This is a genomic window from Rufibacter roseus, assembly GCF_001647285.1.
Classification (GTDB): domain Bacteria; phylum Bacteroidota; class Bacteroidia; order Cytophagales; family Hymenobacteraceae; genus Nibribacter; species Nibribacter roseus.
Genome location: NZ_LRML01000002.1, coordinates 166027 through 187243 on the forward strand (window position 1 = coordinate 166027; position 21217 = coordinate 187243).

The 21217-nt window shown below is 43.4% G+C and carries 17 protein-coding genes; 15 read left to right on the forward strand and 2 right to left on the reverse strand.

Annotation, left to right across the window (positions count from 1 at the left end; genetic code table 11):
• Nucleotides 1–105 precede the first annotated feature (105 nt).
• Nucleotides 106–1428, forward strand: a complete 1323-nt coding sequence (locus A8O23_RS02625) for a hypothetical protein (protein WP_074988314.1) — start codon at nucleotides 106–108, stop codon at nucleotides 1426–1428.
• 53 nt (nucleotides 1429–1481) lie between these two features.
• Here the strand turns inward: A8O23_RS02625 and tsaD are convergent, their stop codons facing one another.
• Nucleotides 1482–2489: a tRNA (adenosine(37)-N6)-threonylcarbamoyltransferase complex transferase subunit TsaD gene (tsaD, locus tag A8O23_RS02630; protein WP_066616152.1), complete on the reverse strand. Its 1008-nt coding sequence runs from the start codon at nucleotides 2487–2489 to the stop codon at nucleotides 1482–1484.
• Between the two features lie 6 nt (nucleotides 2490–2495).
• Between tsaD and A8O23_RS02635 the strand changes: the two genes are divergently transcribed.
• The 11 genes from A8O23_RS02635 to A8O23_RS02685 all read left to right on the forward strand — a co-directional run bounded on the left by A8O23_RS02635 (nucleotide 2496) and on the right by A8O23_RS02685 (nucleotide 15000).
• A complete protein-coding gene (locus A8O23_RS02635) occupies nucleotides 2496–7169 on the forward strand; it encodes a translocation/assembly module TamB domain-containing protein (protein ID WP_066616156.1) in 4674 nt (1557 codons plus the stop codon).
• Nucleotides 7170–7279: 110 nt separating this feature from the next.
• On the forward strand, nucleotides 7280–8179 hold the full coding sequence (locus A8O23_RS02640; protein WP_066616157.1) for a cell division protein FtsX: 900 nt from the start codon (nucleotides 7280–7282) through the stop codon (nucleotides 8177–8179).
• Nucleotides 8180–8186: 7 nt separating this feature from the next.
• Nucleotides 8187–8408 carry a DUF3098 domain-containing protein gene (locus A8O23_RS02645; protein WP_066616159.1) on the forward strand — a complete coding sequence of 74 codons (222 nt, stop codon included), beginning with the start codon at nucleotides 8187–8189 and terminating at the stop codon, nucleotides 8406–8408.
• The gene (locus A8O23_RS02650; RefSeq protein ID WP_066616161.1) at nucleotides 8408–9250 is read left to right on the forward strand and encodes an undecaprenyl-diphosphate phosphatase; all 843 of its coding nucleotides are present in this window, start codon (nucleotides 8408–8410) and stop codon (nucleotides 9248–9250) included. The genes A8O23_RS02645 and A8O23_RS02650 overlap by 1 nt, the downstream gene beginning before the upstream one ends.
• Nucleotides 9250–9960, forward strand: coding sequence for a tRNA pseudouridine(55) synthase TruB (gene truB / locus A8O23_RS02655; protein ID WP_066616163.1), 711 nt, complete (start codon nucleotides 9250–9252; stop codon nucleotides 9958–9960). The genes A8O23_RS02650 and truB overlap by 1 nt, the downstream gene beginning before the upstream one ends.
• Nucleotides 9938–10867, forward strand: a complete 930-nt coding sequence (locus tag A8O23_RS02660) for a bifunctional riboflavin kinase/FAD synthetase (protein WP_066616165.1) — start codon at nucleotides 9938–9940, stop codon at nucleotides 10865–10867. The genes truB and A8O23_RS02660 overlap by 23 nt, the downstream gene beginning before the upstream one ends.
• Before the next feature lie 97 nt (nucleotides 10868–10964).
• Complete coding sequence (locus A8O23_RS02665) at nucleotides 10965–11369, forward strand: hypothetical protein (RefSeq protein ID WP_066616167.1); 405 nt, start codon at nucleotides 10965–10967, stop codon at nucleotides 11367–11369.
• Between the two features lie 74 nt (nucleotides 11370–11443).
• Nucleotides 11444–12136: a CoA transferase subunit A gene (locus A8O23_RS02670; RefSeq protein ID WP_066616169.1), complete on the forward strand. Its 693-nt coding sequence runs from the start codon at nucleotides 11444–11446 to the stop codon at nucleotides 12134–12136.
• A 59-nt stretch (nucleotides 12137–12195) separates the two neighbouring features.
• Nucleotides 12196–12555 (forward strand): four helix bundle protein, encoded by a 360-nt coding sequence (locus A8O23_RS02675; RefSeq protein ID WP_066616170.1) that lies wholly within the window; start codon nucleotides 12196–12198, stop codon nucleotides 12553–12555.
• A gap of 26 nt (nucleotides 12556–12581) precedes the next feature.
• The gene (locus tag A8O23_RS02680) at nucleotides 12582–13238 is read left to right on the forward strand and encodes a 3-oxoacid CoA-transferase subunit B (RefSeq protein ID WP_317039516.1); all 657 of its coding nucleotides are present in this window, start codon (nucleotides 12582–12584) and stop codon (nucleotides 13236–13238) included.
• 208 nt (nucleotides 13239–13446) lie between these two features.
• Nucleotides 13447–15000 (forward strand): bifunctional GNAT family N-acetyltransferase/carbon-nitrogen hydrolase family protein, encoded by a 1554-nt coding sequence (locus A8O23_RS02685; protein ID WP_066616175.1) that lies wholly within the window; start codon nucleotides 13447–13449, stop codon nucleotides 14998–15000.
• An 81-nt stretch (nucleotides 15001–15081) separates the two neighbouring features.
• Here A8O23_RS02685 and A8O23_RS02690 read toward each other — a convergent pair whose 3' ends face one another.
• Nucleotides 15082–16002, reverse strand: coding sequence for a hypothetical protein (locus tag A8O23_RS02690; RefSeq protein ID WP_066616177.1), 921 nt, complete (start codon nucleotides 16000–16002; stop codon nucleotides 15082–15084).
• Nucleotides 16003–16366: 364 nt separating this feature from the next.
• Between A8O23_RS02690 and A8O23_RS02695 the strand changes: the two genes are divergently transcribed.
• The 3 genes from A8O23_RS02695 to asnB all read left to right on the forward strand — a co-directional run bounded on the left by A8O23_RS02695 (nucleotide 16367) and on the right by asnB (nucleotide 21215).
• A complete protein-coding gene (locus A8O23_RS02695) occupies nucleotides 16367–18088 on the forward strand; it encodes a T9SS type A sorting domain-containing protein (RefSeq protein ID WP_066616179.1) in 1722 nt (573 codons plus the stop codon).
• 90 nt (nucleotides 18089–18178) lie between these two features.
• A complete protein-coding gene (locus A8O23_RS02700; protein WP_074988301.1) occupies nucleotides 18179–19393 on the forward strand; it encodes an oligosaccharide flippase family protein in 1215 nt (404 codons plus the stop codon).
• On the forward strand, nucleotides 19356–21215 hold the full coding sequence (gene asnB, locus A8O23_RS02705) for an asparagine synthase (glutamine-hydrolyzing) (protein WP_074988303.1): 1860 nt from the start codon (nucleotides 19356–19358) through the stop codon (nucleotides 21213–21215). Before A8O23_RS02700 ends, asnB begins: the two co-directional genes overlap by 38 nt.
• Nucleotides 21216–21217 lie beyond the last annotated feature (2 nt).

Here is a 21217-nt window from a genome sequence, read left to right on the forward strand (position 1 = left end):
AAATATTCCTCCTATTTCTGCTCTTAAGCATTGAAGGAAGTAAGATTTACTACCATAAAAACCATTTGCCGTGGATGTCGTTGTTTGGATAAAAATGCAGCAATCATGGTTCCGCTACCCGTAAAACTTCGGCATTACCCTTTAGTTGATGGGCTCGTCAACGAAACAAGCCAAGACATTTCTTCCCATGGCAAGCAGAAAAAGGCTTTAGCCATCCTGCTCATGGAGAAACTAAAGAATCCGGCACCGCAATCTCCGGCTCTGGTGTCTTCGGCACACGGCCCTATTTTACAAATGCTGTTGCTGGTACCAGAATACGCCATAAAAGATCCAGAAGAAAACCCGGTGTGGCAGCGCATGCGGCATTTATTGTCTGTACTGCCTCAACACACATTTTTCTCTCTCCTTTCTCACCAGCGCTCTGCCAGCTGTTTGAAAGCCGAAGTAGAGAAATTGAAGCTAACCCACCGTTGCCAGGTGCTGGAAGTAGAGGATATCATTGATTTTACTATTTGGGCGCAAGATCCGGTGGCAGTGGTGCAGGATAGAGCTTCCGGTGAAACTATGATAATTGAACCTCACTCTTTTCTTCGCAGCGGAGACGCTTACATGGCTGATATATTGGGCTCATTATTAGGGTTCAGACAAACGCAAGCTCCTCTTTACTTTGAAGGAGGTAACATATTGATTGCCGATGACTTCTTCTTTATGGGGCCTGACTACCCAATAGAGTCATTGCTGCACATTGGAGACATGATCCCGCTTGCCTCTGGCGAATCTCCGGTTGCGGCGGTCAGGAGGCTGTATCACCAAACCCTGGACCAGCACCGTGAACTGATCATGCTGGGCAGCACTGCACCGGTACCCGAACAAAACAGCAGAAACTTTGAGCTAGATGGAGCAGAGTGGGTAGAACATTTTTATCTTAAAAATGAGGAAGGGTCAGTACAGCCCCTGTTCCACATAGACATGTTTGTGAGCTTAACGGGCCGAAACGCCGACGGCCAATACCAATTGCTGGTGGGTGACCCTAGGCTAGCCGCTCAGTTGTTGGATGAGGAAATTCATGATCATGCTATGGTCTCAGTTTTTGACAACGTTGCCAGAAATCTGGCTAATGCTGGTTTCAAAGTTTACCGTAACCCTCTCCCCCTCACCTATGTAGATGACCCTGAGCAAAAAGAACGGAAATGGTATTTCGCCACTGCCAACAATGCCTTGGTTGAAATTATTGATGAGGAGCACAAGACGGTTTGGCTGCCTGCTTACGGTATAGGTGCCTGGGAAAACCTAAAGATAACAGACCAGGCAAATAAAGGGGTCTGGGAATCGCTGGGGTTTAAAGTACACCTCTTACCGGACTTCCATATTTTTGCGGAAAACTCAGGAGCAGTACACTGTATCACCAAATACCTGAAACGCGGCTAGCTGTTTTAGGCTTGTTTTCTTAAAAACAAGCCTAAAACAACCTTTAGCAGGCATTACATTATACGCAGCCGAGGATCAGGACTCACGTACTGGTCAGTGAACTTGCCTGCCAAATATTTATAGTGAGCCGCAATGGCAATCATGGCAGCATTGTCGGTGCAGTATTCGAAAGCCGGAATGTACACGTTCCAGTTATATTTCTTGGCTCCTTCCTGCAATGCTGCCCTCAGCCCAGAATTAGCAGACACTCCACCTGCAATAGCTATATCCTTTACACCCAGTTCTTTGGCTGCCAACACCAGCTTCTTCAAAAGAGTCTGAATCAAAACATGCTGAATACTGGCACAAATGTCTGGTAAGTTATTCTTTACAAAATCAGGTTCAGCCGCTGTGTTTTTCTTTACAAAGTTCAGAATAGACGTTTTTATGCCACTAAAGGAGTAGTTATAGCCAGGCATATCGGAGATAGGGAATTGGAACTTGGTAGGGTTACCTGTTTGGGCCATTTTATCCAGCAGCGGTCCACCCGGGTAAGGCAAGCCCAGTAGCTTGGCAGATTTGTCAAAAGCCTCCCCCACGGCATCGTCGGTGGTTTGGCCTAATACCTCCATTTCAAGATGGCTGCGCACCAAAACTATCTGGGTGTGCCCACCGCTGGCGGTAAGGCACAGAAACGGAAAGTTTGGTTTGGGTTCATCAATAAAGTGCGCCAGAATATGGGCCTCCATGTGGTTTACTTCTATCAGGGGCAAGTCTAAGCCCATGGCAAATGATTTGGCGAAGGCAGAGCCTACTAAAAGGGCTCCCAACAGCCCCGGCCCTTTGGTGAAGGCTACCGCATCTAATTGAGTTTTTGCTATATTTGCTTTTTGCAGCGCCTGAGAAACTACGGGGATAATGTTCTGTTGGTGGGCCCTGGAGGCCAACTCCGGTACTACCCCGCCGTATTGTTCATGAATTGCCTGGGTGGCCACAATGTTGGAAAGCACCTGACCGTTCTGAATAACAGAGGCTGAGGTTTCATCACAGGACGATTCAATTGCCAAAATAGTAGGGTTCATATTCCGTTGGAGACGCAAAACCAAGAAGAGACGCAGGATAAAAAGAATAACAGACCCAAAGTTATAGTAAAAGCCTTTTTAAAAATAATTCTGGGGCTGCTAATCTTTGTGGTGGTGCTGATGGGCGTCTTGATGATAGCCTTGCGGTTTCCTGCTGTCCAGACCAAGGTAGCTCAAAAAGCGGCGAAAATCATCTCTGAAACTGTTGACCATCAGGTTTCCATAGGCCGAGTTGACATTGAGTTCTTCAAAAATATGGTGCTCGAGGATGTTCGGGTATTAGACCGCCAGGGCAACACCCTCTTTTACATAGGCAAAGCAGATGCCGAAATAGGTGTACTTAGCTTGTTTCAGACCAACCCAGCCTGGTTGCAGCTATGGCCCACTAGCAAAGGAATCTTGCTTTTCAGCAAGTCAAAGCCCAGGCAGTTGCACATTAATTCGCTTACTCTCCAAAACCCTGAAGCAAACCTGATCAAGCCAATTGATTCTGACACGTTGAACATGAGCGCATTCATTAGCTCACTGGCCAACCTCATCACCCAAGACACCACTTCCAAGCCTTTCAACTTCACAATAGATGAGGTAAATATTAAGAACGGACATTTCACCTACCACAACTACCATAGCGAACCTGTTGATTACCGTCTTGATTACCAGCACCTAGACCTACTCAACATAAACGGCAGCTTTTCAGAAATAGAAATCAAAGGTGATACCATTTACACGGTTGTTTCCAATCTTACCGCCCGAGACAGGCGCTCCGGCACGTTCCTTAAAAATCTGGATACACGCATGACCTATGCCCCCACTTTTTGGGAATGGGACAATCTGGATTTGCGCGTAAACGGCAGTCATGTAGCCAAATATGTTCGGTTTGACTACGAGCACTTTTTCAATTTTGTAGACTTCAATGACAGCGTTCATGTAACTGCTGATTTTGACAGCACCTACGTGAGGTCAGATGATGTTGCCTTGTTTAGTGAAGTATTGAAAGATTGGGATGAGGAGGTATTGTTGAGTGGTAAGGCAAAGGGTTGGGTCAATGATTTTGATGCACAGGACGTAGATATTACCTACGGAGCAAACACACGCATAACTGGTGACTTTAGTGCCGAGGGACTGCCCGATTTCAGAAACACCTTCGCCACGCTGGAGTTAGGCCCCAGCAGCGTTAACGCCCGTGATCTTCAACGCTATATTCCGAAAGACATTTATGTAGTGGCCGCCCGAGCCGGAACCATAAAATTTGAAGGTGCTTTCACAGGCTTTTACAATGACTTTGTTGCCAACGGTAACTTTAACACTGCATTGGGAAAACTAGAGTCAGACATAAACCTGAAGTTTGACAAACAGAACGCAAACCACTCGTCTTACAGAGGTTACCTTAAAACTACCAACTTTGATGTAGGCGGCTTAATTGGTGACAGAAGCGTTATCAAAACCATTACCATGAATGGCCGTGTGCAGGGCAGTGGTTTTTCGCTCTCGTCTGCTCGTTTGAACATGGATGCCACCGTGAACGCCATTCATGTAAATAACTATAACTACCGGAATATAGTCGTTGACGCTGATCTTAGCCGGGAAACATTTCAGGGCAACATCTCCATCAAAGATCCTAATCTGCAGCTTGACGCTACTGGCCAAATTAACCTGCAGAACAAACAACAGGTATTTGACCTCACCACACAGGTGGAGCGGGCAGATTTAAAAGCCTTAGGCCTGACAGACCGGAACCTGGTACTGCAAACAGTTGCTGAAGTTGATTTTACCGGCATTCAATTAGACGAAATAAGCGGAACAGCTAATTTCAAGAACACCACCCTGTGGTATGACGGAAACCAGGTTGAAATAGACTCACTGAACATATTGTCTCATTTTCATGACAACATACGGGAGCTGCATGTAGGGTCAGAGATTCTAGCTCTTCGGGCGGGAGGCAACTTTGAGTACAGCACCTTGTTTGAAGACCTGCAAACGCTTTACCACGAATACGAGCTGAATTTAGAAAATGATCCCGCTGCCATAGAACGGTATTATAGCCGAAAGCCAAATACTCCACCCCAGCCCTATGAAATTGAGCTGGATGTTCATTTAAGGCATATTAATCCTGTTCTGCATGTTTTTGCCCCCAATGTCTCCGTTTCTGACTTTTCAAGAATGGAAGGTACTTTTAGAAACGGCCCTACCACTATTTTATCTTTGGTGGGTTACCTTGACACGGTGGTCATTGGCAAAAATCAGCTTTATAAAAACGAGTTCGAAATCACTTCTTCAAAGCTCTGGAATAGCCCTGATGTTCTGGCGAATACTGTTTACACTTCTGAGCGACAGAAACTCATTGGAGCCGGTGACACTGAAAACCTATACGTTGAGGGTGTATGGAGTGACCGCCTAATTCGGTTCTCGAGCAATATTGCCCAGACCGGCACCACAAACCGCGCCAACATTAGCGGAAACGTTCTTTTTGAGCAAGATGACATTAAGATTGTCTTCAACCAATCAGCTATCAACATATTAGACAGGGCCTGGACCATCTCGCCCAACAACACCATTGTCTTTGATGATGGCACTATTTACTTTGACAACATTACGTTTTCTAATGGGCCACAGAGCATCAGCGTTTTTGGCCGCCTTTCTGAAAACCCGCAGGAAACCCTTACTGTAGACATATCTGATTTTCAGCTGGAGAACCTGAACCCGCTGTTAACAGACAAAATTGGAGGAAGATTAAATGCAGAGTTGCTGCTGCGCAATTTGTACAGTGAGGTAGCCCTATCTTCTACTCTGGCTGTTGACTCTTTTACTGTAAGTAACCAATACATCGGAAACATTGCCGGCACCACCACCTGGGACAATGCTCAGGACCACATGAAGGTGGACTTGGGCATAAGTCGTAGCAACCAAAAGGTGCTTTCACTAACCGGTTCTTATGACCCCAACGCCGAGAACCAACAACTCAACTTGTTGGCGGTAATGGACAATGCCCAACTGAAACTTGTTGAGCCGCTTGTAAAAGTAGTGATGACAGACCTAGGAGGAACCATGGACGGCAGAGTGAGAATTACTGGCAGGCTAACCGGTCCTATTTTACAAGGCTCTGTAATGGTGACCAATGGTTCTTTCGTGTTTGGCTATCTTAAAACCAAATACTCGTTCTCTGACCGTGTTTATTTCAATGAAGACGGCATCTCGTTCCAGAATGTACGCTTACGCGACATTTATAACAACACGGCAATAGTGAACGGTGGCATCTACCACAACGGTTTTTCAAATATGGTACTGGATCTTAGAGCGCGGTTTACCCGCTTTATGGTCTTGAACACCACCCGTGAAGATAACCCAATGTATTACGGAACAGCCTTTGCCACCGGTGAGGCATCTGCATTGGGTGCTCCTTCTAACTTACAAGTAAATATTACAGCCCGAAGCGAGCCTAACACCAATATTGCCATTCCGTTTGACAATACCACGTCTCTGGAGCGAAGCAACTTTATTACGTTTGTGAACACCAACGTAAATGACAGCGTAGGCACTCCCACCCCAGTGGTAAAGATTGAAGAGCAACAAAGCGTGGACTTATCTGGCATCAGGCTCAACTTCAATTTTGACATAGATGAGAATGCTTACATAGAATTGATTTTTGATGAACGCACCGGTGACATCATTCGGGGGCGTGGGCAAGGCAACATCAGAATGGTAATAGATACCCGTGGTGAATTCTCTATGTACGGCACCTATGAAATTTTGCAGGGCCGTTACAATTTTACCATGCTGGGCATCATTAACAAAGAATTCAACATTCGCCCTGGTGGTACGGTAACCTGGAACGGAGATCCTTTGGAAGGAATGCTGAATATTACGGCCGCCTATACCCAACGAGTGTCTTTGGCTCCAATTTTGGCTACCAGTGCGCTTTCTGAGCAACAGTTACAGTCTGCGGCTGCTCAAACAAGATATCCGGTTACTGCGGTAATGAAACTGGAGGGACCAATCATGACTCCTCAGATCAGTTTGAACATGGAGTTCAACGACACACCTAACCTGCTGCAAGATCAGATTACCGCCTACTTAAACAACATCAGAAATGATGAGCAGGAACTAAACAGGCAAGTGTTTTCGCTCTTGGCTTTTAAGCGCCTGTCAAACCAAAATGAAATACAGTTAGGCTTAGTTGGTGATTTGGGTAGCAGCGTAGGTGAACTGTTTTCTAACCAATTGAGCTATTGGTTATCACAAATAGATTCAAATTTAGAAGTAGACATAGGAGTAAGCGGCTACGGTGACCAGGTTCTGGACGATGTACAGCTAAGACTCAGTTACACCTTTATGGAAGGGCGGTTACGGGTTACCCGCGAAGGGAGTGTCAATAATAACCGCTATGGCAATGGACGAGCCAACGCAGCCGGGGACTGGTCAATTGAATACTACTTAAGCAAAGACGGACAGCTTAGGCTGAGAGCCACGTATGAAACCACCCCGCGTGATTTTGAGGCAGTGGCCGCTACGTCAAGAACCAAGGTAAGTGTGTTACACCAAGCCAACTTCGACCGTATTGGAGAATTATTCCGCCGCCGCCGCTTAAGCCGCCGGGCCAGACGGGCTGCCCAAAGAGTAGAAAACACCCGCATAGTAGATGACACTCCTACTCCGCCCAATCAATTGAAAATAGAAGATTAGATCTTGTATTCGTTGTCTGTTTTAGGCCTATTTTTCTTAAAACAGCTTAAAAACAGAACAGCTGCCGTTCTTCTACTAAATAATTCTTATTTTTGCCTTGATACTCTTCTATGGCTGCAAAACCAATAAAACATACCCGAAAGAAAAAGCTGGGCAATTACCCACATACCATGGTGATCTTTAGCATTACCATGGCACTTTTTGTCATTGGGCTGTTTGGGCTATTACTCATCCATGCCGGTAAGTTATCTAATCTGGTAAAGGAAAACATGGAGGTTCAGGTTTACCTGGAGCGGGAAATCTCGCCTATGGAGATAGAGAAATTGAACAAGACGTTAGGGCGCAAAGAATACATTGCCGTAACGGATGGCCAGCCTCAGGTAACCTTCTTGTCTAAAGAAGAAGGCGCACGTGAATTTATTCAGGAGACCGGAGAGGACTTTTTATCTTTTCTGGGGGAGAACCCATTACGTGATGCCTTTATACTACGCATCAATCCAGAGTTTGCCACGTCTGCCCAGCTGAAAAAGATTAAGCATGACCTGCAGACTACTACCGGTGTTTTTGAAGTGGAATATGTAGAAAGCCTGATAGACAACATTAACCAGAACCTGAAACGCCTCAGCATATTGCTCATAAGCTTCGCTGGTATTTTAGTGTTGGTGGTGATGATTCTTATCAATAACACTATCAAGCTTGCTCTTTTCTCACAACGCTTTCTTATTAGAAGCATGCAGCTGGTAGGCGCTACTTCCTTTTTCATTCAGCGCCCTTTCCTTAACAGAGCTACCCTGCAGGGCTTGATCAGCGGTATTTTGGCTTCCGCATTATTATTAGTGCTTCTGCAATATGCTTACTTTGAAATGAGTGAGCTGTACCTGCTTCGCGACGAAAAACAAATTATGATTTTATTGCTGGCACTGCTGGTACTGGGTGGGGCTTTAGGGTTCTTCAGCTCATTGCGCTCTGTCAGAAAATATCTCAGGGCCTCTTTAGACGATTTATATTAATCCTTTCATGGAAAACAAAAACCGTAACGTATTCTCCTTCGGGCGTAGGAACTACCAAATCATGTTGTTGGGCCTGTTGGTCATGGCTATTGGGTTTATCATCATGTCGCTTGACACTCAGCCTTACGGATACGGCGTATTGGGCTTAACGGTAGGCCCAATTATTTTGCTGATTGGCTTCATCATTCAGTTTTTCGCCATTTTGGCTAAACCCCGAAAAGACGCATAATGAGTATTTGGCAAGCCATAATACTGGCTATAGTAGAAGGTTTAACTGAGTTTCTACCCGTTTCCTCTACTGGGCATATGGTCATAGCTTCCAGTTTAATGGGCATCAGTGCTTTCGAGTTTACCAAGATGTTTACGGTTACCATTCAGTTTGGGGCTATTCTGAGCGTAGTGGTTTTATATTGGAAGCGTTTTATCAATTCCGTCAACTTCTACAAAAAGCTTTTTACGGCAGTAGTTCCAGCCTTGGCCATAGGCTTTGTGCTGAAAGATATGGTAGATGCCATGCTGGAGCGAGTGGAAGTAGTAGCCATTAGTTTACTACTAGGCGGCATTATCTTAATCTTCGTTGACCGCTGGTTTAAAGAAAAGGAGAATCCTGTGACTACGCCAAGCTACAAAAATGCCTTGGTGATTGGTTTTTTCCAGTGTCTGGCCATTATACCTGGGGTTTCACGCTCTGCTTCCACTATCATTGGGGGACTTACCCAAAAGATGACCCGCAAAGCCGCTGCTGAATTTTCATTTTTCATGGCAGTTCCAACCATGCTGGCAGCCGCTTCTTACTCCGTGTTAACAGACCTGTTGCATCTTGAAATCTCTGATGTACTAAGTTTTAAACTGGATAAGATTGAAGCTGGTTTTGCCGCTATCACCGCCCAGGAATGGCAGGCTTTGGCCATTGGTAATGTTGTGGCTTTTTTGGTGGCCATGGCCGCAATTAAGTTTTTTGTTGAGTTTTTGACCAAGTACGGCTTTAAGTTGTTTGGCTACTACCGTATTCTTGTGGGGCTGGTGCTCTTGATTTTATTAGCCATGGGCGTTGACTTACAAGTAGTATAATGCTAAAGCCTCCATACGATTTTGAAGCCGGAGCCATTCTGCTCATAGACAAACCCCTCACCTGGACCTCGTTTGACGTGGTCAAAAAAACCAAGTTTGCTCTGCGGATAAAGAAAATAGGCCACGCCGGTACCCTAGACCCATTGGCTTCTGGCTTACTGATTCTTTGCACCGGTAAGTTCACCAAACGAATAGAGGAAATTCAGGCGCAGGAAAAGGAATATACTGGTCATTTTACCCTTGGCCATACAACTCATTCTTTTGACCTTGAAACTGAAATTGATAGTACCTCTCCTACAGATCATATTACAGAAAATATGATTATAGCGGCGGCTCAATCTTTTGAAGGCGAGATTGAGCAGGTTCCGCCGATATACTCTGCAGTAAAGGTGAACGGTGAACGGGCTTATAAACTGGCACGTAAAGGACAAGACGCCGAAATCAAGGCAAAACGAATTACCATCAAGAAGTTTGAAATAACTGGTATTGAGGGAAACATAGTGTCTTTTAGAGTAGTATGCTCCAAAGGCACCTATATCCGCAGCTTAGCCCGCGATTTAGGAGAAAAGTTGGGTTGTGGCGCCTATCTTTCAAAACTGGTTCGCACCCGTATTGGAGATTACCACCTTGATCAGGCCATGAGCCTTGACCAGATTCAGGAACTGCGCGAAAAAATAATGGCCCACCATGAAGGTAATTCGGGAGCTTAATCAATTTCCTTCTCTTCCGCATGCGGTGGTCACTTCCGGCACCTTTGACGGTGTACACGTAGGGCACCAGCAGATCCTTTCACGCCTAACGGAGTCTGCCAGTCAAAACAATGGCCAGAGCGTTGTGATCACTTATTGGCCGCACCCGCGTACGGTACTTAATCCTGCTGATGATTCTCTGCGCCTGCTTTCTACCATAGAAGAACGCATTGAGGCGTTGGAGAAGTATGGTGTAGACTTTCTTCTCATACTTACTTTCACCAAAGAATTTGCCCAATGGAGCTCGGAGGACTATATTCAGAAGATTCTCATTGACACGCTGCGTACCAAAAAATTAGTGATTGGCTACGACCACCGTTTTGGCAAAAACCGCGAGGGCGGCTTTGACTATCTACAACAGAACGCCAACCGCTACGGATTTGAGGTGGAGGAAATTCCTCGGCAAGATGTAGATGCCGTGGGGGTTAGCTCCAGCAAAATAAGAACTGCTTTAGAAAACGGCGACTTAGAAACGGCTACCAAATACCTTGGCCGCCCCTACTCCCTTACCGGTACTGTAGTCAAAGGAAGACAGTTAGGCCGCACCATAGGCTTCCCGACTGCCAACATACAGGTAGCCGAAAAGCTGAAGCAGATTCCGGCACAGGGTGTGTACGCGGTACTGGTACAGACACCACAGGGGCAGCATAAAGGCATGCTGAACATAGGCACGAATCCTACAGTGGTAGAAGGCGGGGCTCAAACCATAGAAGTATATCTTTTCAACTTCTCAGGAGACCTGTATGACAAAGAAATTATGGTACAGTTTATTTCTTACATGCGGCCAGAGCTCAAGTTCAACAAGCTGGAGGACATGGTCCAGCAACTGTACCTGGATAAAGAGAAAGCCTTACAGTTGTTAGGATAAATTACCGAAATCCGTAACTTCACAACGGGCTTTCACGATAGAGAGAGGGGAAAGACAGCCCATGTAGTAGGATTGTCTCTAACACAAACCTTTCTCTATGTTCAAAAGCATACTTTCTGTTTTAGGTGGCATAGCCCTTGGGGTGTTCACCATTAGCATCGTGCAATTTTTGGGGCAGCTTTTATACCCCATGCCCGCTACTGTGAACCCAGAAGATCCGCAGGCCTTGGCATCTTATATTACCAATGCTCCCGTTGGCGCCCTTCTACTGGTTTTACTTGCCTATGCTATTGGGGCTTTTTTAGGCGGCAACCTGGCTGCTCGCTACGCTCCTGCCAAACCGGTAATACACGCGCTTATTGTTGGCACCGTTCTGCTCATTTTTGGCATTGTCAATTTTTGGCAGTTTGAACACCCACTATGGTTTGTAGTAGTGGCTGTCTTGTTGTTTGTGCCGATGTCCTTCTTTGGCGGCAACATGTCTGCTCGCCGAATTCCTTAATACGTTTTAGGGCTGTTTTATGAAAAATAGAGCCAAAACGCCATTTAAACTACTACACTAACTACTCTTTATTTATGATAAACAAAGTGGTGAAAGATGCGGCCGAGGCCTGCCATGACATTCCAGACGGTGCTACATTAATGCTTGGTGGTTTTGGATTGTGTGGCATACCAGAGAACGCCATCAATGAGCTCTTAAACAAAGGCATCAAAAACTTAACGTGTATTTCAAACAATGCCGGAGTAGATGATTTTGGCATTGGTTTACTGCTGCAAAAACGCCAGGTCAAGAAGATGATTTCCAGTTATGTGGGCGAAAATGCTGAGTTTGAACGTCAGCTGCTTTCTGGTGAATTGGAAGTAGAACTGATCCCGCAGGGAACTTTAGCTGAACGAATCAGGGCGGGCGGAGCTGGTATTCCGGCTTTTTTCACCCCTGCTGGTTATGGCACAGAAATAGGCGTAGGCAAAGAAAGCCGCGAGTTCAACGGGAAAATGTACCTGATGGAGTCATGGTTGAAAGCAGATTTCGCCTTAGTAAAAGCTTGGAAGGGTGACACCGCTGGCAACCTTATCTACAAAGGCACCGCCCGCAATTTCAACCCCATGATGGCCACCGCCGGAAAGATCACCATAGCCGAGGTAGAAGAGCTTGTTCCAGTTGGTGAACTAGACCCCAACATGATTCATACACCGGGTATTTATGTGCAGCGTATCTTCCAGGGCAAAGACTACGAGAAGCGCATTGAGCAGAGAACGGTTAGGTAATGTGCTAATTCCTGAATGATTTTATGTGCTATTCTTTTTCTGCATGATTTAATTTATTAATGGAACAAGAGCCAATCAAAAAACAGAATGCCATAGTAGCTAAGTCTTTTGATTTTGCTCTAACCATTATTGTGTACTCAGAAACTTTAGAGCAGCAGCGTAAATATGTAGTAGCCAACCAACTTCTTAAAAGCGGAACTTCCATTGGAGCTAACGTTTGGGAAGCACAACACGCAGAAAGTAGAGCTGACTTTATCCATAAACTTAAGATCGCGGCCAAAGAAGCCATTGAGACAGAATATTGGCTTCTTTTGTGCAAGCACAGTAAACATTACACAAGCATAGATGACAAACTTGAGAAATTATTAGAACTGCAAAAACTGCTTTCCAAGATAATTTCATCTACAAAAAACAACTAACACATTAGCACATTTATAATTAGCACATTATGCTCGATAAACATGGAATCGCGAAACGTATAGCTCAGGAATTACAGGATGGCTTTTATGTGAACTTGGGCATTGGAATACCTACCTTGGTGGCGAATTACATACCAGAGGGAATGGATGTGGTGCTGCAGAGTGAGAACGGTCTTTTAGGCATGGGCCCCTTCCCTACTGAGGCGGAGGTTGACCCTGACCTGATTAATGCGGGTAAGCAAACCGTCACCACTCTGCCTGGCTCTTCCATTTTCAGCTCCGCCGAAAGCTTTGCCATGATACGCGGAGAACACGTGCATCTTACCATTTTGGGTGCCATGGAGGTGTCTGAAAAAGGGGACATTGCCAACTGGAAAATCCCCGGCAAAATGGTCAAAGGCATGGGTGGCGCCATGGATTTGGTGGCATCGGCCAAAAACATCATTGTGGCTATGCAACATACCTCCAAAGACGGTCAGTCAAAACTCCTCCCGCAGTGTACCTTGCCAATTACCGGTGTGCAGTGCGTTAAAAAAATTGTAACAGATTTGGCGGTGCTGGAAGTTACCGGTAATGGATTCAGACTATTGGAAAGAGCACCTGGAGTAAGTGTGGAGCAAATAAAGAATGCTACTGCCGGAAAGCTGATAATAGAGGGAGACGTACCAGAAATTGCGGTTTAACAGAGGCTAGAACAAATGCTTTTTATAAATTAAGACTTTCCTGTTTTAGGCCTTATTTTAGAAAAATGGACCTAAAACAGGCCTACCCATACTTCTGTATAAGTTGCGTTCTGGAACTCCCTTGCTTACTTTTGAGTATAATATATAGTGGAAAAAGAATCCCTATATCCTTCATCTGAATTCCTCAGAGAAAAATCATTACAAACACATGTCTGAAAATACTGAACACAAATTAATATTACGCCAACTCACCACTTCTGACTATAAAGAAGTGAAACAAATAATGGAGCTGGTATACACGAACTTAGGTGGCTCCTGGACACAGAAAGAATTTAACTCACTGCTTAAGCGCTTCCCAGACGGCCAGCTTTGTATAGAAGACAAAGGAAAGGTGGTAGCGGCCGCTCTTAGCATTATTGTAAACTACGCCGAATACGGAGACAAACACAACTACGAACAGATAACCGGCGGCGGTAAATTTGACACCCATGATTCTGATGGGGATACTCTTTATGGCGTTGACGTATTCGTGCACCCAGAATACCGGAACCTTCGCCTAGGTCGCCGTTTGTACGATGCCCGTAAAGAACTCTGCGAAAACCTGAACTTGAGAGGAATTATCTTGGGCGGGCGTATACCTGGCTACAAGGAGCATTCAGATAAAATGACGCCGGGCAAGTACATTGAGCAGGTTCGTAATAAAGAAATATACGACCCTATCCTTACTTTCCAGCTTAGCAACGGTTTTCACGTCCGTAAAATCATTAAGGCCTACATGCCCCAAGACAAAGACTCCAAGGCCTATGCTTCTTTGCTGGAGTGGATAAACGTTTATTATGAAGAAAAAGAAACGCTGGTTGGGGGTACAAAAAAAGTAGTTCGTATTGGGGTCATTCAGTGGCAAATGCGCCAAATGAATTCACTGGAAGACTTTGAGCAGCAGATAGAATTCTTCATAGACACCGTTAGCTCATACAAAGCGGATATGGTCATGTTCCCAGAGTTCTTTAACGCTCCTCTGATGGCTCTTACAGATGAACGCACTCCTTCTGCCGCCATCCGTAAACTGGCTGATTATACAGAGGGCATAAGAGAGCGACTGATTCACCTGGCGTTGTCTTACAACATCAACATCATTGCGGGCAGTATGCCTGAGTACATTGATAACAAGCTACACAATGTGAGTTACCTGTGTAGACGCGATGGTACTTATGACAAACAATACAAACTACATGTTACGCCAGACGAAGCCCATTATTGGGGTATGCGTGGAGGGAACAAGCTAAGTGTTTTTGACACTGATTTCGGTAAAATAGGCATTCTGATCTGCTACGATGTCGAGTTTCCGGAATTGGCCCGTATGCTTTCAGACCAAGACATGAAGGTATTGTTTGTGCCTTACCAAACTGATACCAAGAATGCCTATCTGCGCGTACGACACTGTGCCCAAGCCCGAGCCATTGAAAACGAATGCTATGTGGCAATCACTGGCAGCGTGGGTAACTTGCCACGGGTAGAAAACATGGACATTCAATACTCTCAGTCTGCTGTATTCTCTCCTTCTGACGTAGCTTTTCCGCATGATGCCATCATAGCCGAAGCTACACCTAACACTGAGATGACCCTGATTGCCGACCTGGATTTAGATTTGCTCAAGGACCTTAATACTACCGGCAGCGTACGTAACTTACGTGACCGCCGGAAAGATTTATATAATCTGAGCTGGCTGCACCAGAAAGAGGATGATTTAACCGAGATTTAAGAAAAACAGCCGATAAACAGAAAAGGCAGGTGATTCACCTGCCTTTTCTGTTTATCGGCTGTTAAAGAAATGAAGGTTAAACTACGCAGCAGTATATTTTCTTGAGGCAGCAGTTGAAATTTCTTTTTTCTGCTCCATTGCAAATAAAATGCTTAAGCCTAGTAAATAAGTAAGTACGCCTCCAAAAAACATGTATTTTTTTAAACTAAGAGAGGCAGGCTTTAATCTATTGGTAAAACCAACCACCACTTGTATGTTATCCAGCTTTTTTAACTCAGCCTCTAACATGGTTCTTCGTTCAAAAAGAGAAATACCTTCTTTATACAAGTTGGTAGGGTCTGTAGCCTCCCCGTAAATAAAACCATTTACTGGTCCTTTAGGGTTAACAACAACTGTTTTGATGGAGTCTATTGAAGCTATTTCTGTTTTCAACTTAGACAACAAGCTTAAAACCTGCTGTTCTCTTATAGATTTATTTCTTGAGAAATAAGGGTTGTTCTCTAAATAATTGGCAAGAGCTGTTTCCATTTTAGAAAACAACTTGTTATCATAGAGTTTAAGTTCTATTCTGAAAGGAGAGCCTGTCAGCACACTGTCATTTTCAATTTTCTCCTCGTCAAGGTTAGCAAAACTCATCTCTTTTATTTGCTTCGCCTCTTCAACAGTAAAATCAAGGTTCTTTGCTATCTCCTCATAGTTCTCTTCTGAAACAAGCTCTGATAAGTTATGAAGATGGTCTTTTACAAAGTCATTCCGGATGTTAGACAACATCATTACCATTGAAGACTTGTAATAGGGCTTTGTTACTTTGTAAGCTAAATAACCCAAACCCAACCCTACTAGTACAAACGGAACCAAAAAAAGCCACCTTCTTAGGGTAAGCTTTATTGCGGAAATAATAATATTTAAGATACTCTTAAAGAAGGCCCCAATTTTGTCAAAGACAGTTTTTAGGTCAATCTCATCCCCCACGCTAGACTTAGCAGACTTGAACTCATTCATACAGCAAAGCTAAAAAAATTAAATAAACATTATAAATACTGTTTCTGTATATTTGGCGCTATAAATAGGCATAACTGCCAATTTGCTATAAATTTATATATCCTTGACTTGGCTAGCTTTATTTAAAAATCTACTTTGGTAGGTTTTGCCCTTTCTACGCACCTGTTCTACTACTTTATATATATAAACAACACAGTCTGCACTCTTTGCCTTTGCTTAAACCTGTAGATAACACTAAGCCTTAGTCTGAGCTTCTCCCCCAAGCTACCGGACTCACGAACAGTAACTATTAATTTTAAATAAAATTGTTTGACTCAAAAGGAGTCATCAAAAAAACGAAAAATTCTTATATAGAAATAAATCAATGAAGAGCAGTATTATCAAAATTAAAATCCTTTTAATCTCTGCCACAGCCTTATTCTCCTTCTCTGCCTTGGCACAAGAAGTACACGATAGTGAGATTTTGAAGTATGGTTTCAACTCTCCTCTAGTGAAAACCTTTGGTCTTATCAATAAGAAGGTTGAGACCATAGAAGAGCTTAGTGAACAAATGAAATCCTTCTACATTCCTGCTGAGAGCTTCTATGATGCTTATGATTCGCTTAAGCTAGTAAATCATGCACAAGTTAACGGCAACATCTTTAAGCTGACATATTCTTTGGCAGGCAAAGAGTATGATTCCTACTCTCTGACCAAATATTCTGAAGAAGCAAAATCATCTACCGCTATTTTAATTATACCAGGCTCAGGTGACAACCAAGCTACTGAGATATTTAATGGCGAAGGCTACCACCGAGACATAGTGGAGCAAGTAAAAGAATTTGGAGATGTATTTATTACTGTAAAACCCAATGATGATTTCCTGGCCATTCACAACGGCTGGAGTAAGCTAAACTATGCTTTTCTCACCCATTATCTTATCAACATGAATGGCTCCTATTCAGCGAGCTACCTTATTAATTCCATAGCAACTGTAAAATTATTAAAAGAGCAATACAAAAGGGTTATCATTGTTGGCTTGTCTCAGGGTGGTTCCGCGGCCTTATTGAATTCTTTACAGTCTTCGCCAGACGCCACCGTGGTTGCCTCTGGCTTTACCATAACCAGGGAAGATTTTGAATGGGCTTTTCAAGACCAGATTGTTATACCTGGGCTGGTTAGCAGGTATTCAAATTCATTTCTGCACGAGCGAATTGGCAGCCAGGCAACAAATTATTTCTTTAGCTGGGCTACCAATGAAATAGGAATTTATAAAATGGAAGCCCATAATGGGTATACTAGAGATTTTTTCAAAGATCTAACCAATATAGAGTACCTGTCGCACAACCAAGGCCATAACTACCCGGTACCGCAAACAAACCAGTTCCTTTCAAAAATACCTTTGGCAGAATTACAGTTTAGAACAATATCTACTGATGATTGTAATGACGAGTTTTATCTCAAGACCATTAATTTGAAGCCTCAAGACGATCTGAGTTTCTCCTGGTTTAGAGAGGAGAATCCGGAAGAATCCTCCACAGACTCACTGTCTGTTCTTCAAGGAGGCAACTACAAAGTAGTTGCTACAAACCAACATGGTAAAATATTTTCCAGATCGTTTGATATAGTTAATTCTAAGGTAACCAAATCTTTATCCTTTGCTCATAACACCTTGCATGCTCCCGATGGTTTTGAATACCAATGGGTGAAAGATGGCACATCTTTACCAGGTAGCTTTGCAAGTGAAATCTTAGTAGAACAACCTGGCGTATATTCAGTTTTTTTGAAAAATGAGCTTGGCTGTATTACTTCTGAAACCATCACCATTACTGACACTCAGCTTGCAAGCGTAGATAAATTAGCCGCTACAGTTTTACCCAACCCGAACAACGGGAAATTCAGCATCAGAATAGAGACTCCCTATAAAGAGCCCCTTCAAACTGAAATATATAACTCGGTTGGAGTGTTGGTATACCGTAAAACCGAAGGCATTCAAACTAATCAATCAGAAATAAAGGTAGAAGCAGAGCACTTGGCTCCAGGCTTTTATTATGTACATCTTTTTAACAGCCACAAAAAGGTAGTTAAAAAGATCATAGTGCACTAAGGCTGAACTATTACTTTGAGCAATCTTTCCTCCATATTTAAAAATTCCCCTTTTTTAAGGTACTTTCTTACAGTTTTCTCAGGAACTGCCTTGGCTCAAGCCATAACAGTAGCTGGTTCCCCCATACTATCCCGCCTTTATACTCCTGCAGATTTTGGCGATTTGACCCTTTTTATGGGCATTGTTTCTGTGGCAGCGGGCGTAGCGGCAGCTAAATTTGAAACGGCCATTGTGCTTCCAACCAAAAAGACCGATGCATTAGCGCTAGTCTTACTTGCTATGTACATAGCCGCGGGCACCTCTGTGGCTATCGCTATAGCAGTCTTCTTTTTCTCAGATTTCAGCCAAGGCCACTTCACCAACAACAGTGTTATCTATTATGCTCCGGCAACTATACTACTGCTGACACTGGTAAACATTTTAATTTACTGGCATAACCGAAACAAAAACTTCGTATTACTTTCTAAAGCTAAGGTACTTCAGTCTTCCGTCCTGCTTCTGGCGCAAATCATACTCATTACCGCTTTTGAATGGCACCAAGGGCTAGTAGTAGCATTCTTTATCAGCCAAGTCTTTTTCTTTCTGGCTACTGTCAAAGGCGTGGTCACCCCCTACTGGCGTTTGATTAAAGCAATTGAGTTTAAACGCTTAAAATCTAATTTCAAGTCGTATAAGAACTTCTTAGTCTATTACACGCCCACCGCCCTTTTAGATAACCTTTCGCTTCAGGCACCAGTTTTTTTTATTACTGAAGCTTATTCTCAAGAAACCTTAGGTTTATTCGGGCTTACCTTCAGAATTATAAACTTGCCTTTTGTTTTAATAAGCCAAGCCTTTAGCCAAGTCTTTTACCAACATATTACAGAAATCAGAAACAATGGCGGTGACGTGCACGCCTTCATCAGAAAGTGTCTAAAGAAACTGATCTATGTATCAATACCATTTACTGTTTTCTTTCTGGTGTTTAGCCCAAAAGTTTTTGGTTTTGTTTTCGGACAAGAATGGGATACATCTGGTGTCTATGCACAAATTTTGATTGTGCCATACGCCATACGTTTTATCACGTCACCTCTAAGCACGGCATTGATGGTGAACAATAAATTGAAAGTTGTATCTCTATGGCAAGTACTATACTTTGCCTCCACAGTTACCGTTCTGTACATAGGGTCCCACTACTCAGTATATACTTTATTATTGCTCTTTGGAGCCAATGACATACTCTTATATTTTATTTATCTTTACCTGATCTTAAAATACTCAAAAAACGATGTGTGGAATAGGGGGAATAGTACAGTTAACGAATGAAGAAATAGACCCTGATTTAATTCAAAAGTATCATACTGTCATATCACATAGAGGGCCCGATAGCCACGGCACCTATTCTTATCAACATTTAGCCTTACTTCACCGCCGGCTTTCCATTATAGATCTGTCACCAAATGGTCATCAGCCTATGCCTTATGGTGCTGATCTTTCTATTGTTTTTAATGGGGAAATATACAATTACCTTGAAATAAAGGAAGTTCTGATTAATGCAGGCTACACCTTCCATTCTGAATCTGACACCGAAGTTATCATGGCGGCCTATCTGCATTGGGGTGAGGCCTGCGTAGAGCAGTTCAACGGTATGTGGGCTTTTGCCCTGCTAGATAAGGCTAACCAGAAGCTATTCTGCAGCAGAGATAGATTTGGGGTTAAACCTTTTTACTACCGTCAGTCTAAAAGTTTCTTTGCCTTTGCTTCAGAAATAAAACAGTTTACTACCCTACCCGACTGGAAGGCAACCCTGCATCTGGAAAGAGCCATAGACTTTATAAACTACGGCATCTTTGATCACACTGATGAAACACTGTTCAAAGGGGTAAACCAACTAAAGCCCGGGAATAATCTGGTCTTCAACTTAAAGGATAATTCCTTCATTATTCATGAATGGTATAACCTCAGAAAAAGAGTAAAAAAATATGAGGCCTCTTTTGATCAAGCTAAAGAGGAATTCTACACCCTTTTTACTGATGCCGTTAAGTTAAGGCTCAGATCAGATGTTAAAGTTGGATCATGTCTTTCTGGAGGTATTGATAGTACCTCTATTGTATGCTCTATCAATCAGTTACTAAAGAAAGAAAACAAACAAGGAGTTCAAGAGACAGTTTCAGCTTGTTCAACTGTTAAAAAATATGATGAGCAGCAGTTTATTGATGCTGTCATTAAGAATACTGAAATAAAACCCCATAAGGTATACCCAAACCTTGATGGTCTTTTTGATTTGCTGGATGAGCTGATCTGGCACCAAGATGAGCCTTTTACTTCTACCAGCACCCTAGCTCAATGGAGTGTTTTCGCTGAAGCAAAAAAGAATGATATTACTGTTATGCTTGATGGGCAGGGTGCCGATGAATCACTGGCAGGATATCTTCCCTTCCATGATGCACATTTGATAGGAATGCTCAAAGCTGCCAACATTGGGGGCATTCTCTCTGAGGTGGGTGCGTTAAAAAAATTAAAAGGATATCCTGCCAAAAAGGCGTGGCAGTTTTTATTCAAGTTTCTCCTTCCCTCCAGCATCAGCTTGAAATTGAGAAGCCATACCTTACCCTTCCGGCTTAAAACGGATACAGAAAAGCAGTCTCTTTACAAACCACAGTTCTTTGGCAGTATTCAAGAAATGTCTTTTGACCAACTGCTTTGCTCCAATTTACCCATGCTTCTTCACTATGAAGACCGCAATTCTATGGCCCATTCTATAGAGTCTAGAGTTCCTTTTCTTGATTATAGATTGGTGGAATTTATTGTTGGGCTACCAGACAGCTATAAAATAAGAGACGGCCAGACAAAATACATCTTGAGAGAGGCCTTGGCGCATGAAATACCAGCGGAGATAAAAAATAGGCATGACAAAATGGGGTTCTTAACCTCTGAAGCTGTCTGGATACAAGAGCATCAAGAAGAATTCAGGTCGCACCTCTTAAAAGCGGTTAAGGAAATGGAATTTCTACTTGATCAGGAAGAAGTAATGGACTCTTTTGACAATCTTGTTTCTGGAGGAAAAGAAATTTCCATTGGTTCGGTTTATTTTAGAATTTTGACACTTCACCGTTGGATGAGGGTTTTTCAAGTGAATCCCTCATAAGA